Source organism: Pandoraea sp. CB10b_02, assembly GCF_002216225.1.
Lineage (GTDB): Bacteria > Pseudomonadota > Gammaproteobacteria > Burkholderiales > Burkholderiaceae > Pandoraea > Pandoraea nosoerga.
The window spans coordinates 50,796-64,336 of the sequence record NZ_NJGW02000016.1; the positions used below are offsets into that span (position 1 = coordinate 50,796).

Sequence of the window (13,541 nt, forward strand, 5' to 3'; positions counted from 1 at the left end):
CCGGGCCGCAGACGGGGCGACGCCGCCGTCGCCCCCTTCCCGTAACCTCTTTCGCCCCCTCCCCGACAACATCATGGACCGCACGCCCGACCTCGCTCCCGCGCTGACACTGGCGCAACGCGTCGACGATATTGCCCCCTTCCACGTAATGGAGCTCGCCAAACAGGCTGCGCTGCGTGAAAAGGCCGGCCATCGCGTGATCCACATGGGCATAGGCGAGCCGGATTTCACGGCGCCCGAGGCCGTCATCGAAGCCGCCGCGAAGGCCATGCGCGACGGACGCACGCAGTACACGGGCGCCATGGGCATTCCCGCGCTGCGCGAAGCCATCGCCGGCTACTACCGCAGTTTCTATGGCGTGGACGTCGATCCGTCTCGCATCGTCGTGACAGCAGGGGCTTCCGCCGCGCTCGTGCTCGCCTGCGCGGCGCTGGTGGGCGTGGGCGACGAAGTCCTCATGCCGGATCCGTGCTATCCCTGCAATCGGCATTTCGTCTCGACCTTCGACGGCAAGCCGGTTCTGATTCCCTCCGGGCCTGCCGAGCGGTTCCAATTGACGGCGGCGCGCATCGAGTCGCATTGGGGGCCGGCGACGAAGGGCGTGCTGCTTGCCTCGCCGTCGAATCCGACGGGCACGTCGATCGAAGCGGACGAACTGGCGCGCATCGTGTCCGCCGTGCGCGCACGGGGCGGCTTCACGCTCGTTGACGAGATCTATCAGGGGTTGTCTTACGATGGCAAGCCGACGACGGCGCTGTCCTTCGGAGACGACGTGCTCGTCGTGAGCAGTTTCTCGAAGTACTTCAACATGACGGGCTGGCGCCTGGGTTGGCTCGTCGTGCCGCCATCGCTGGTGCCGACCTTCGAGAAGCTCGCGCAGAACCTGTTCATCTGCCCGTCGGCCGTGGCGCAACGCGCCGCAACGGCATGTTTTCTGCCGGACACCCTCGCCATCTACGAAGCCCGCAAGGACGCTTTCCGCCAGCGGCGCGACTTCGTCGTGCCGGCTCTGGCGCGTCTGGGCTTCAAGGTGCCGGTCATGCCGGACGGCGCGTTCTATGTCTACGCCGACTGCACGGGCGTGTCGCATCCGGACGCCGCCGACAGCGATCGCCTCACCCAGTCGCTGCTGCGGCAGGCCGACGTGGTGCTGGTGCCGGGACTCGACTTCGGGTTCGCGCAACCGCGCCAGTACATCCGACTGTCGTATGCGACGTCGCTCGAACAACTACACGAGGCGATGGAGCGCATCGGGAAAGTATTCGCGGCGAACTGAAGCGCAAGCCAACGCGCCAACGCGCCGGAAAGCAAAAAACCCATCGAAGCGATTCGATGGGTTTTTTGTTGGCTGCAATCGCGATGCTCAACCCGCGATGCTCAACCCGCGATGCTGGAGCCGCGATGCGCAGGCGCCGCCGATCTCGCTCAGGCAGCCGTGCTGTCGTCGGCTTCGAGCGGCTTGGCCGCAGCCGCCTTGCCCGTCGGCGTGGCGGCTGCCGGCGCCGGCGAGGCTTGCGTCGTGTCGTCGGCCTTGTCCGCCGCGACCGGCTTCGTCACCGGTTTGGCCGAGCTCACGATCACCGGCGCCTGCGGCGCATTGGGCGAAACCTTGCGCCCCATGGCCACGCTGCGCAGACGATCACGCTCGGCGAGCACCTTGGCGCCATAGCCGCCATCCCCCGCGCTGGTCGAGCCGACATACAGGCGCAGGCCGCCGGCGAGCGAACCGCCGCGCGCGATGCATTCCTTCAGGATCAGGGCGCCGACCTTGATGTTCGCGAGCGGATGCAGCGCTGCCTCCGGACCGCCGAAATATTCCAGCTTGTCCTGATGGACCTTCGACATCACCTGCATGAGCCCCTGGGCGCCCACCGTGCTTTCCGCATACGGATTGAAGCCCGATTCGATGGCCATCACGGCCAGCAGCAGCAGCGGATCGAGGCCCACTTCCTTGCCGGTCGAATACGCTGCGCGGACGAGATTGCCCGTGACATCGCCCGCGACCCGATAGCGGCGGGCCAGATAGTCGGCCACGGCGATCTGCTCGCGGGTGTCCAGCGCCTTGGTGGCTCGCGCATCGGCGGCTACGCGCTGGTTCGGGATATACGCGGCAAGCACGGCAGCGGACGGCACATGCTGTGCGGCCTGCGCCATCATCGCCGAATCGGACGGGGAACCCTTTGCAACGACGTTGCCGTTGGCGCCCGGGCCGGCGGTCGCGTCGGCCGAACCGGTGGCTGCCTCGAGCAGCGGACCGACGCGCGACGCCAGATCGGCGCGCCAGGCCGGTCGGGCCCACAACGCCAGCGTGCCGACCACGGCCACCAGACCGACCGCGCTGGACGCATACAGTCCAGCACGACCGCCGTGCCATGCGAGGCGACGCCAATCGCGGCGAGCCGCGGCTACCGTCGCCGCGCCGCGCGCACGAAGCGCTCCGACAGCGGCCAGTAGCCAGGGTGATAAACCAGACTTCTTCATACTACGTACTCCGGTTACGCCGTCACCACGGGGTGGCCCCGCGGCGTAAGGAAACGAGCCGGTATGCCCGCCAGGCATCCCGTGAAGCGCTCATTTACGGCATATGGACAAGGCGGCGCATCGTGTTGTCATGGACGATGCCGGTACCGCCGCAGCGCGCCGACCTGTTCAGGTCCCCGGCGCTGACGAGCTATCGCTCGCGCTGCTTCCTAAAACACTGGTTTCCCGACCTCGGTGAGAAAACCAGCCACTGAAAATCCACGTCGATGTTGTAGTTGTCGCTAAGCTCACGCGGGTCGGCCTACCCGTCGTCAAAGCCGCCTTTCTGGATTCAACGGGCGGATTGTAGCAGTCACATATAAACCGTCAATACTATAAATACTAAAAATAATTACTAAAAGTAATTTGTAACGGCGGTTTTGCCGTGACGTTCGTCCGCCTCGACCGGTAAAATGCCCTGCCTCACCCCGCGTTTACAGGGTGTCACCCGGACAAAACACGATTCAAACGCCCGTTTTCATCGGGCGTTTGAAAACTGTAAAAAATTTTTGGTAACGGTTTGTTTCATGAAATATCTCGATCTTCGTGACTTCACCGCGCAACTGGAGCGATCCGGGCAGCTTCGTCGCGTAGACGTGCCAGTCTCGCCGGTGCTCGAGATGACGGCGCTTGCCGACCGCGTGCTCAAAGCGGCCGGTCCCGCCCTCCGGTTCGAGCGTCCGACAGGCTACGACATGCCGGTACTGGCCAACTTGTTTGGCACCCCTGAACGAGTGGCGCTCGGCATGGGCATCGACAAAGGCGAGGACGCACTGGCCTCGCTGCGCGACATCGGCCGGCTTCTCTCGACACTCAAGGAACCGGAGCCGCCGCGCGGCCTGAAGGACGCCGGCAAGCTGCTGGGCATGGCGAAGGCCATCTGGGACATGGCGCCCAGGGAAGTCGGCTCGCCGGTGTGCCAGGAGATCGTCTGGGAGGGCGAGGACGTGGATCTCGCACGCCTGCCGGTTCAGACGTGCTGGCCCGGCGACGCCGCCCCGCTCATCACCTGGGGCCTCGTCATCACGAAGGGTCCGCATCGCAAGCGCCAGAACCTGGGCATTTACCGCCAGCAGGTCATCGGCCGCAACCAGGTGATCATGCGCTGGCTCGCGCATCGCGGCGGTGCGCTCGATTTCCGCGAATTCGCGCAGACCCACCCCGGCAAGCCGTTCCCGATCGCCGTCGCGCTCGGGGCGGACCCGGCGACCATGCTGGGCGCGGTCACACCGGTGCCCGACACGCTGTCCGAATACCAGTTCGCAGGCCTTTTGCGCGGCAGCCGCACGGAACTGGCCAAGTGCCTCACGCCGGGATTGGAGTCGCTGCGCGTGCCCGCGCGGGCAGAGATCGTGCTCGAGGGCTTCATTTACCCGTCCGAGCAGCCGCCCGTCGTGCCCGAGGGCGCACCGCCGCCCCCCAGCCGGGGCGCGACGGCCGGCTACGCCCATGCGCTGGAAGGTCCTTACGGTGATCACACTGGCTATTACAACGAGCAGGAGTGGTTCCCGGTCTTCACGATCGAGCGCATCACGCTGCGGCGCAACGCGCTCTACCATTCGACCTACACGGGCAAGCCGCCCGACGAGCCCGCCGTCCTTGGCGTGGCGCTCAACGAAGTGTTCGTGCCGCTGCTGCAAAAGCAGTTCCCCGAGATCACCGACTTCTACCTGCCCCCGGAAGGCTGCAGCTACCGGATGGCGATCGTGCAGATGAAGAAGGCCTATCCCGGCCATGCCAAGCGCGTGATGTTCGGCGTGTGGAGCTTCCTGCGCCAATTCATGTATACGAAGTTCATCGTGGTGGTCGACGAAGACGTCAACATCCGCGACTGGAAGGAAGTCATCTGGGCGATCACCACGCGAGTGGACCCGACCCGCGACACCACGCTCGTCGAGCGCACGCCGATCGACTATCTCGATTTCGCGTCTCCCGAGGCCGGCCTGGGCTCGAAGATGGGGATCGACGCAACGAACAAGTGGCCGGGCGAAACTTCGCGCGAATGGGGACGTCCCATCGAAATGACCGCCGACGTCGACGCGCGCATGGCCAGGCTCTATCAGGATCTCGGCCTGTAAAACCGGCCCGGCCACCCGCGGGGGCCGGGCAGCGAACGCCGGCGGCCGTAGCGGCTGCCGGCGTTTTTCATTTCACGTCGCCCGCAGCGACATCGAGCCTCTGCGCCCATAAGAGAGGCCGACGCCGGTATCGGCCGGCGCCCGACACGCGACAGACTGCCGTATCCGATTCACCCGTTCCTGTCGTTTGTAGCGTCCGCATCGCCTGTATTGTCTGTATCGCTCGTATCGTTCATATCCGTTGCCGCCCCCGTGCGGCCCGGGCTCAGCGGTCCGCGCCGCCCGGTCATCGAGAGGAGAGTCGATCGTGTCAACCACCCGTTCGTCGCAGCGTTCCCAGGGCCGTTCCGCCAAGGCGCCCAAGGCCCATCCCGCGCTGGCCAAGCTGAAAGATCCCGAACTGCTCAAGTCCGACGCCTACATCGACGGCGACTGGACGAAGGCCGACTCGCAAGCCACGTTCGCCGTACATGACCCCGCCACCGACGCCGAGATCGCCCAGGTGGCCGACCTCGGCGCCAAGGAAGCCGAACGTGCGCTGGTGGCCGCCGAGGCGGCCTTGCCCGAATGGCGCGCCAGGACTGGCAAGGAGCGTGCGCGCATCATGCGCCACTGGTACGACCTGATCATGCAGGCCCAGGACGACCTGGGCGCCATCATGACCGCCGAGCAGGGCAAGCCGCTCGCCGAAGCCAAAGGCGAAGTCGCTTACGGCGCCTCGTTCATCGAATGGTTCGCCGAGGAGGCCAAGCGCGTGGACGGCGACGTGCTCGCGTCTCCCGAGGGCGGCAAGCGCATGTTCGTGCTCAAGCAGCCGATCGGCGTGTGCGCGTCGATCACGCCGTGGAATTTCCCGATCGCGATGATCACGCGCAAGATCGCCCCCGCCATCGCCGCGGGCTGCACGATCGTGGTCAAGCCGGCCCGCCTCACACCGCTCTGCGCGCTCGCACTCGCGGAGCTGGCCTCGCGCGCGGGCCTGCCCAAGGGCGTGTTCAATGTGGTGACGTCGAAAAACTCCTCCGACGTGGGCGACGTGCTCACCTCCAGCCCGCGCGTGCGCCATTTGTCGTTTACCGGCTCGACGCCGGTCGGCGCCAGGCTCATGGAGCAGTGCGCGCCCACCATCAAGAAAGTCGCGCTGGAGCTGGGCGGGCTCGCGCCGTTCCTGGTTTTCGACGACGCCGATGTGGACGCCGCCGTCCAGGGCTGCATCGCCTCCAAATTCCGCAATGCCGGCCAGACCTGCGTCTGTGCGAACCGCATCTATGCGCAGGACGGCGTCTACGACGCCTTCGTCGAGAAATTGACCGCCGCCGTGGGCGAGCTGCGCGTGGGCAACGGCTTCGAGCCGGGCGTCGTGGTCGGTCCGCTGATCGAAGACGCCGCCGTGCAGAAGGTCGAGCGCCACGTGCAAGATGCCGTCGCCAAGGGCGGGCGCGTGACGGTCGGTGGCAAGGTGCTGCACGGACGCTTCTTCGAGCCGACCGTGGTGGCCGACGCCAGCGCGGACATGCTCGTCGCGCAGGAAGAGACGTTCGGCCCGCTCGCGCCGGTCTTTCGCTTCAAGGACGAAGCAGAAGGCGTGCGCCTCGCCAACGCCACCGACTTCGGCCTGGCCTCGTACTTCTTCGCGCGCGACGTCGGCCGCGTCTGGCGCGTGGCCGAGGGCATCGAAGCCGGCATGGTCGGCATCAATACCGGCCTCATCTCGAACGAGGTCGCACCGTTTGGCGGCGTCAAACATTCCGGGCTCGGGCGCGAAGGCTCCAGATACGGCATCGACGAGTATCTCGAACTGAAATACCTGTGCCTTGCCGGGGCATGAAACCGCATGGAACCGCATGGAACCGCAGGGGAACCTTTGATCTGACCCTTTAACGGTTCGTCATAGGCGTGTGTCGCCCTGCGCGAGCCGCGCCTTTGCTGGTTCGGGCGTGTTTTGACCGCTTGTCGCCGATCCGCAAGCCAATGCAAAAGTGTTACAAAGTCCCACAGACGCCGTCTGGCTCGGGTAGAATCGCGCTTTTTTCGCGAACGGCGACTCCGACCCCAATTCGGATGATGTCCCTCATCCGGACGCCGCAGCGTCGGAACCGCGTCGAAATTCGCGAGAAACCCATCAACGAAGTCGCACCGGTGAGCGCCGCCCCCGCGCCGTCATGCTCGCGCAGACGGCGACCGGCCAGCCGGTAGTTTGTCCGCCCTCGCGCAGGGCCGCTCCGCTCCGGGCGGGGCCGGCACCTGCCCCCCCGGGCGTGGAGAAGACAATCAATGGATAACCACCCGTCCCTCATGCGCAACATCGGGCCGTTCGCCCTGATGCTGACCGGCCTTGGCTCGATCATCGGCTCCGGCTGGCTGTTCGGTGCCTGGAAAGCCGCCAAGATCGCCGGCCCCGCCGCCCTGCTCGCCTGGGTCATCGGCGCCGTTGTGATTCTGGCCATCGCCCTGACCTACGCCGAACTGGGCGCCATGTTTCCCGAGTCGGGCGGCATGGTGCGCTACTCGCGCTATTCGCACGGCAGCCTCGTGGGCTTCATTGCCGCGTGGGCCAACTGGATCGCCATCGTGTCGGTCATTCCGATCGAGGCCGAGGCGTCGATCCAGTACATGAGCACCTGGCCCTACGCCTGGACCCACGGCCTTTTCGTCGACGGCACGCTTACCACGAGCGGCCTCACGCTCTCGGCGCTGCTCGTGATCGTCTACTTCATGCTGAACTACTGGGGCGTGAAGCTCTTCGCCCGCGCGAACACGGCCATCACGCTGTTCAAGTTCGCCATTCCGGCCCTGACCGTGGCCGGCCTGATCATTGCGGGCTTTCATCCGGGCAACTTCAATCTCGCCGAGCACGGAGGCTTCGCGCCGAACGGCATGTCGGCCGTGCTGACCGCGGTCGCCACGTCGGGCATCGTGTTCGCGTTCAACGGCTTCCAGAGTCCGGTGAATCTGGCCGGCGAAGCGCGCGACCCGGGCCGCAGCATTCCGTTCGCGGTGGTCGGCTCGATCCTGCTCGCGACCGTCATCTACCTGCTGCTGCAGGTGGCCTACATTGGCGCCCTCTCGCCCGAGCAACTCGCCGGCGGCTGGCACATGGTGAGCTTCAGCTCCCCGTTCGCGGAACTGGCGATCGCACTGGGCCTGAACTGGCTCGCTATCGTGCTGTACTTCGACGCCTTCCTGAGCCCGAGCGGCACCGGCACCACCTACATGGCGACCACGAGCCGCATGATCTACGCGATGGAGCGCAACCGCACGCTGCCCTCGATCTTCGGTCGCGTGCACCCGCTCTACGGCGTGCCGCGTCAGGCCATGTGGTTCAACCTGGCCGTATCGTTCCTGTTCATGTTCTTCTTCCGCGGATGGGACTCGCTCGCCGCCGTGATCTCGGTCGCCACCGTCATTTCGTATCTGACGGGTCCGATCAGCGTGATGGCGCTGCGCCATTCGGCGCCGGACATGCACCGTCCGCTGCGCCTGCCGGGTCTGTCCGTGATCGCCCCCATCGCGTTCGTGTGCGCGTCGCTGATCCTGTACTGGGCGCGCTGGCCGCTCACCGGCCAGATCATCGTGCTCGTGATCGTCGCCCTGCCGGTGTACTTCTACTATCAGGCGAAGGACAAGTGGGCCGGCTTCGGCCGCGATCTGAAGGCTTCGTGGTGGCTGATCGGCTACCTGCCGGCCATGGCGCTGTGCTCGTATGTCGGCAGCCAGGAATTCGGCGGCACGGGCCTGCTGCCATACGGCTGGGACATGGGCGTGGTCGCCGTGCTCTCGCTCGCGTTCTATCACTGGGGCGTGAAGGCCGGGTGGCGCACGCCGTACCTGTCGGAAGAACGCGAACAGGACGCGGCCAGCATGGAAGGCATGCCCGCGCTGTCGCACTGAGCTCGCAGACACTCGACGACAAGCCCGCCGCCCGGCGGGCTTTTTCATTGCGCACGCCGGACCATATCCCCATATCGCGGTATCGACGCCTCACCGATGGGCGCGACGGCGTTCGATGAACAGGCTGTTGCCCAGCGCGCGCTTGGCCATCTTCTTCGCGTCGGCCGCCGCGGCGGAGACTTCCACGTGCGACGGAAAGCTCTCCGGCGTGACGGCCACCACACCGATCGACAGACTCGTGATCGGATGGAAAATGACCATGCCGCGGCGGTCCTCCGCCTCGAAGCCGCCCGCCGCGATCTGGTCGGGATGGAAATACTCCGTCACCGCCTCGCCGAAACGGGCGAGCGCCTCGCGGCAGCGCGCTTCCCAGTCGGGGCTGCGAAACAGGATGAGAAAGTCGTCGCCGCCAATGTGCCCGAGGAAGTCGCACTCCGGATTGCGCACGGCCATGAGCACGCGCGCGACGAGCTGAATCAGATCATCGCCCCGCCGGTAGCCGAACACGTCGTTGAACGGCTTGAAGTTGTCCAGATCGACATAGCAGGCGTGAAACGACTGGCGCTCGCCGATCATGCGGTCCATGTAATCGTCGATCGGCACGTTGCCCGGCAGCAGCGTGAGCGGATTGGCGTAGCGCGCCGCATCGAGCTGCATGTCGGTGATATGGCGCATGAGCGCATGGCCTTGCGCCACGCCGAAATACCGCCCCTGGTCGGTCACGATGAAGCCGGCCGCGATCTGGCGGCTCGCGCCTTCGGCGATCATGCGGCTCAGGTCCTCCAGCCGCGCGCCCTTGTCGAACGTGAGCGGGCGCGGCTCCATCACGGCCGAGCACGGCTTGCGCCCGTACAGCTCGCGCGTGAACGGCCGCGCGAAGCGTCCGATGAGCGACGCCCGGCCGATCAGTCCCACGGGCCGGTCCCGCTCCACGACCGGCAGCACCTCGAGCGCCGGATCGCTCTCGAAGCGCGCCACCACGTCTTCGCTGCGCGTGTCCGGCGAGACAGGCGCGACAAACGAGGCAATGCGCTCGAGCGTAACATTGCCGGCCCCGAGCTGGCTCGGTTGCTGGTGCACGTAAGCGCGCCGCTCGTTCACGACTTCCCTGACGTTCGCGGTAACCGCGCGCTGCGGCTGCGCCTGCGGACGCGCAATGAAATACCCCTGCCCGAGAAAGATGCCGAGGTCGCGCACGACCTGCAGTTCCTCGGCGTGCTCGATGCCCTCGGCGATCACGCGCGTGCCGCTCGTCTCGGCGATCTGCCGCATCGAGCGCACGAACTGCAGCTTGACGGTATCGGTGTCGATGCCGTCGACGAAATGCCGGTCGATCTTCACGTAATCGGGGCGCAGCTCGGACCACAGCCGCAGGCTGGCGTAGCCCTCGCCCATGTCGTCGAGCGCCACCTCGAAGCCCAGCGCGCGATAGGCCGTGAGCGACGCGCGCGTGCTGGCCAGATCGAGTGTCGGCGCGTGTTCCGTGAGTTCGAGCACCACGCGCTCGGGCGCGAGCCGCAACGACTGGAGCATGGCGAACGTTTCGTCCAGGCCGAGCGACTCGATCACGCCGCCGCCGGGCTGCGCGCGCGTGACCGGACCGATGTTCAGAAACAGCCGCTCCGGCAGGTCCTGCTCGACGAAGCCGCGCAGCACGGCACGCCGGCAGGCGAGTTCGAGCGGCCCGCAAAGGCCGTGGCGGCGCGCGGCGGCAAAGAGCGCCATGGGCGAATGGATCGACGTTCCCGCCGGACCGCGCACCAGTCCTTCGTAGCCCGCCACCTCGGACGTCCGAAAGTCGAGAATCGGCTGAAAGACACAGCTCAGGCCAATGCCCTCGCAAAGCTGCGCGAGGATCGCGCTCTCATCGTCATCGCCGTGGCCGGCATGACGAGCCTGGTCGGCACCGGAAACGCCGGCGGTCGGTGCGGCAAAGCGCTCCGGACGGATGACGACAGACGGGGGAGGATTCAAGAGGTACTCCGAAAGTCGATGCGGTGCGCCGCCATCGAGCCAACAGCATTGCGACGTGCGGGCCGATGTCGGGCGCGCTCAGACGCACCGCGGGCGAGCCGCATGCTCCGCGCATGTCTCACCCTTTCCCCGTGTTTCGCGTGCGGTCGCGGCTCGCGCCCATATCCGCATATCATTGACGACGCCCGCGGGCGCCCTCCTTTTTAGTTGCCGTTCAGGCTATCGCCGTTCCTTGACAAATCCGTGACAGTGTCGGAATTGCCACACGCGCGCGAGCGGCGCGAATGCCCGGTGTCGCACCACGCGGGAATACGACGCGGGAATACCACGCAGAAATAGCAGACGAAGACAGCGGCGTTCGGACGAAAAAAAACGGCAACGCCACAAAGCGTTGCCGTTTTCATGGGCGCCTCGGTAAGGCGTCACCGGCTCCTTACCATGCCGTGACGACCGAGCCGCCGAACTTCTGCTCGATGAACGCCTTGACTTCCGGCGAGTGATAGGCCTTGATCAGCTTGGCCACCCAGGGCTTGTTCCTGTCGGCCGTGCGGATTGCCAGCACGTTGGCATACGGGCCGTTGGCGTCCTCGATGGCGATCGAATCCTTCTTCGGATTCAGACCGGCTTCCATCGCGAAGTTGGTGTTGATGACGGCCACCGTCACGTCGTCGAGCGAGCGCGGCAGTTGCGCGGCGTCGAGTTCCACGAACTTCAGCTTCTTCGGGTTCTCGACGACGTCGATCGGCGTGGCCTTCAGACCGGCGTCGGCGCGCAGCTTGATCAGGCCATTCTTCTGCAGCAGGAGCAGCGCGCGCCCGCCGTTGGTCGGGTCGTTCGGCAGCGACACCTTGTCGCCCGTCTTGAGCTCGGCCAGCGACTTGATCTTCTTGGAGTAGACGCCCATCGGGAAGATCACGGTCTTGGCGATCGACTCGAGCTTGTAGCCGCGGTCCTTCACCTGCGCGTCGAGGTATGGCTGGTGCTGGTAGCTGTTCACGTCGAGATCGCCCGACGAGAGCGCCGCGTTCGGCTGCACGTAGTCGCTGAACTCGATGACCTTGATGTTGAGCCCTTCCTTGGCGGCGACCTTCTTCACTTCATCGAAGATCTGGGCGTGCGGGCCGCCCGTCACGCCGACCTTCAGGTTGACGGTGTCCGCGGCGAATGCGGGCGCGGCCAACTGCGTGGCGAAAACCGTTGCGGCGCCGACACCGGCGAGCAGCTTGAAAATCGAACGACGTTGCATAGAAAACCTCGCGTGTGAGTTGGGTGCCGGCTCGCCGGCGACGGTGTTATTCGAAACGTTATTTGTGGCTCAGACGGCGCACCAGCCAGTCGCCGAACGTCTGCACGAGCTGCACGAAGACGATCAGGATCAGCACCACGGTGACCATGACCTCGGGCAAGAAGCGCTGGTACCCGTAGCGGATGCCCAGATCGCCCAGGCCGCCTCCGCCGATCGCGCCGGCCATGGCCGAGTAGCCCACCAGGCTCACGAACGTGATGGTGAGACCGGCCACGATGCCCGGCAGCGCCTCGGGCAGCAGCACCTTCATCACGATCTGGCCGGTCGTCGCGCCCATCGATTGCGCCGCCTCGATCAGGCCGCGATCGACTTCGCGCAGCGCGGTCTCCACCAGGCGCGCGACGAACGGCGCGGCCGCGATGGTGAGCGGCACCACGGCCGCCATCGTGCCGATGGACGAGCCCACCACCAGTCGCGTGAACGGGATCACGGCAACCAGCAAGATGATGAACGGCGTCGAGCGCACCGCGTTGACCACGATGCCGATGATGCGATTGGTCGGCAGGTTCTGCAGCACGCCATTGCGGTCGGTCAGATAGAGCAGTACGCCGAGCGGCACACCGACCACGGCGCCGATGAAGCCCGAGATCCCGACCATGATCAGCGTCTCCCAGAACGACGAGACGAACAGATCGAACATTTCACTCCACATGGCTGAGCTCCTCAACGACGACGCCTTGGCTGGCGAGGAACGCCATGGCTTCGGCCACACGGGCCGGGGTGCCGCCCGCCATCACGGCAAGCGAGCCGAACGCCTGGCCCTGAATCTCGTCGATCTGGCCATGCAGGATGTTGAAGTCGAGCTCGTAGCGGCGAATCGCCTCGGAGAGCAACGGCTGATCCACGCCCGCGCCCGAGAACGCCAGACGATACAGATGATCGTGGCCGTTGCCGATGCGCGAGGCCACGCGCTCGCGCACGCCGGCGGGCAGCTCCTGCGAAATCACGTCGCCGATGAGGGCGCGCGTGACTTCGTGGCGCGGACGCAGGAACACGTCGATCACGCGGCCCTGCTCGACCACGCGGCCGGCGTCGAGCACCGCCACGCGATCGCACACCTGCTTGATCACTTCCATCTGGTGCGTGATCAGCACGACGGTCAGTCCCAGCTCACGGTTGATGCGCTTGAGCAGATCGAGAATCGAGCGCGTGGTCTCGGGATCGAGCGCGGACGTCGCTTCGTCGGAGAGCAGCACCTGCGGCTCGCTGGCAAGCGCCCGCGCAATCCCCACGCGCTGCTTCTGGCCGCCGGAGATCTGCGACGGGTAGCGGTCCTTCTGCGCCGTCAGCCCGACGAGTTCGAGCAGCGGCAGCACCTTCGCGCGAATCTCGGCCGCCGGTGTGCCGGCCAGCTCGAGCGGCAGCGCCACATTGTCGTAGACGGTGCGCGAGTTCAGCAGGTTGAAGTGCTGGAAGATCATGCCGATACGACGACGCGCCTGGCGCAGCGCGTCGGTCGACATTGCCGTGAGGTCCTGGCCGTCGACGCGCACGGTGCCGTCGCTCGGGCGGTTGAGCAGATTGATCACGCGCACGAGCGTGCTCTTGCCGGCGCCGCTTCGGCCGATGATGCCGAAGACTTCGCCGCGCTCGATCGACAGGCTGATGTTGGAGAGCGCGTCGATCGGCCCCTTGGGCCCAGCAAATCGCTGGGTGATGTTCTGGAGTTCGATCATGCAAAAAAATGGCAGCCCCACTGCCGAAAATTACTCGCAGTGCCGCCGCCTGGACTCGGTATTTAGCACAAAGGCGACATTCTAGCCCATGCACCT

At 65.9% G+C, this 13,541-nt stretch carries 9 protein-coding genes; 4 read left to right on the plus strand and 5 right to left on the minus strand.

The window, feature by feature from the left end; all coding sequences use genetic code 11:
* The first annotated feature begins 73 nt into the window (after window positions 1-73).
* A complete protein-coding gene (locus tag CDN36_RS16515; RefSeq protein ID WP_150556524.1) occupies window positions 74-1,276 on the plus strand; it encodes a pyridoxal phosphate-dependent aminotransferase in 1,203 nt (400 codons plus the stop codon).
* A gap of 149 nt (window positions 1,277-1,425) precedes the next feature.
* Here CDN36_RS16515 and CDN36_RS16520 read toward each other — a convergent pair whose 3' ends face one another.
* Window positions 1,426-2,481 (minus strand): transglycosylase SLT domain-containing protein, encoded by a 1,056-nt coding sequence (locus CDN36_RS16520; protein ID WP_287497307.1) that lies wholly within the window; start codon window positions 2,479-2,481, stop codon window positions 1,426-1,428.
* 566 nt (window positions 2,482-3,047) lie between these two features.
* Between CDN36_RS16520 and CDN36_RS16525 the strand changes: the two genes are divergently transcribed.
* The 3 genes from CDN36_RS16525 (at window position 3,048) to CDN36_RS16535 (ending at window position 8,489) form a co-directional block, all read left to right on the plus strand.
* Window positions 3,048-4,598 (plus strand): UbiD family decarboxylase, encoded by a 1,551-nt coding sequence (locus tag CDN36_RS16525; protein ID WP_150556522.1) that lies wholly within the window; start codon window positions 3,048-3,050, stop codon window positions 4,596-4,598.
* 376 nt (window positions 4,599-4,974) lie between these two features.
* Window positions 4,975-6,426, plus strand: coding sequence for an NAD-dependent succinate-semialdehyde dehydrogenase (locus CDN36_RS16530; protein WP_287497336.1), 1,452 nt, complete (start codon window positions 4,975-4,977; stop codon window positions 6,424-6,426).
* Window positions 6,427-6,872: 446 nt separating this feature from the next.
* The gene (locus CDN36_RS16535) at window positions 6,873-8,489 is read left to right on the plus strand and encodes an APC family permease (RefSeq protein ID WP_287497308.1); all 1,617 of its coding nucleotides are present in this window, start codon (window positions 6,873-6,875) and stop codon (window positions 8,487-8,489) included.
* A gap of 90 nt (window positions 8,490-8,579) precedes the next feature.
* Here CDN36_RS16535 and CDN36_RS16540 read toward each other — a convergent pair whose 3' ends face one another.
* The 4 genes from CDN36_RS16540 to CDN36_RS16555 form a co-directional block, all read right to left on the minus strand.
* Window positions 8,580-10,463: an EAL domain-containing protein gene (locus CDN36_RS16540; protein WP_150556519.1), complete on the minus strand. Its 1,884-nt coding sequence runs from the start codon at window positions 10,461-10,463 to the stop codon at window positions 8,580-8,582.
* 433 nt (window positions 10,464-10,896) lie between these two features.
* Complete coding sequence (locus CDN36_RS16545; protein ID WP_287497309.1) at window positions 10,897-11,709, minus strand: MetQ/NlpA family ABC transporter substrate-binding protein; 813 nt, start codon at window positions 11,707-11,709, stop codon at window positions 10,897-10,899.
* 58 nt (window positions 11,710-11,767) lie between these two features.
* Window positions 11,768-12,421 (minus strand): methionine ABC transporter permease, encoded by a 654-nt coding sequence (locus CDN36_RS16550; RefSeq protein ID WP_150556517.1) that lies wholly within the window; start codon window positions 12,419-12,421, stop codon window positions 11,768-11,770.
* On the minus strand, window positions 12,411-13,445 hold the full coding sequence (locus CDN36_RS16555; protein WP_150556516.1) for a methionine ABC transporter ATP-binding protein: 1,035 nt from the start codon (window positions 13,443-13,445) through the stop codon (window positions 12,411-12,413). The genes CDN36_RS16550 and CDN36_RS16555 overlap by 11 nt, the downstream gene beginning before the upstream one ends.
* Window positions 13,446-13,541 lie beyond the last annotated feature (96 nt).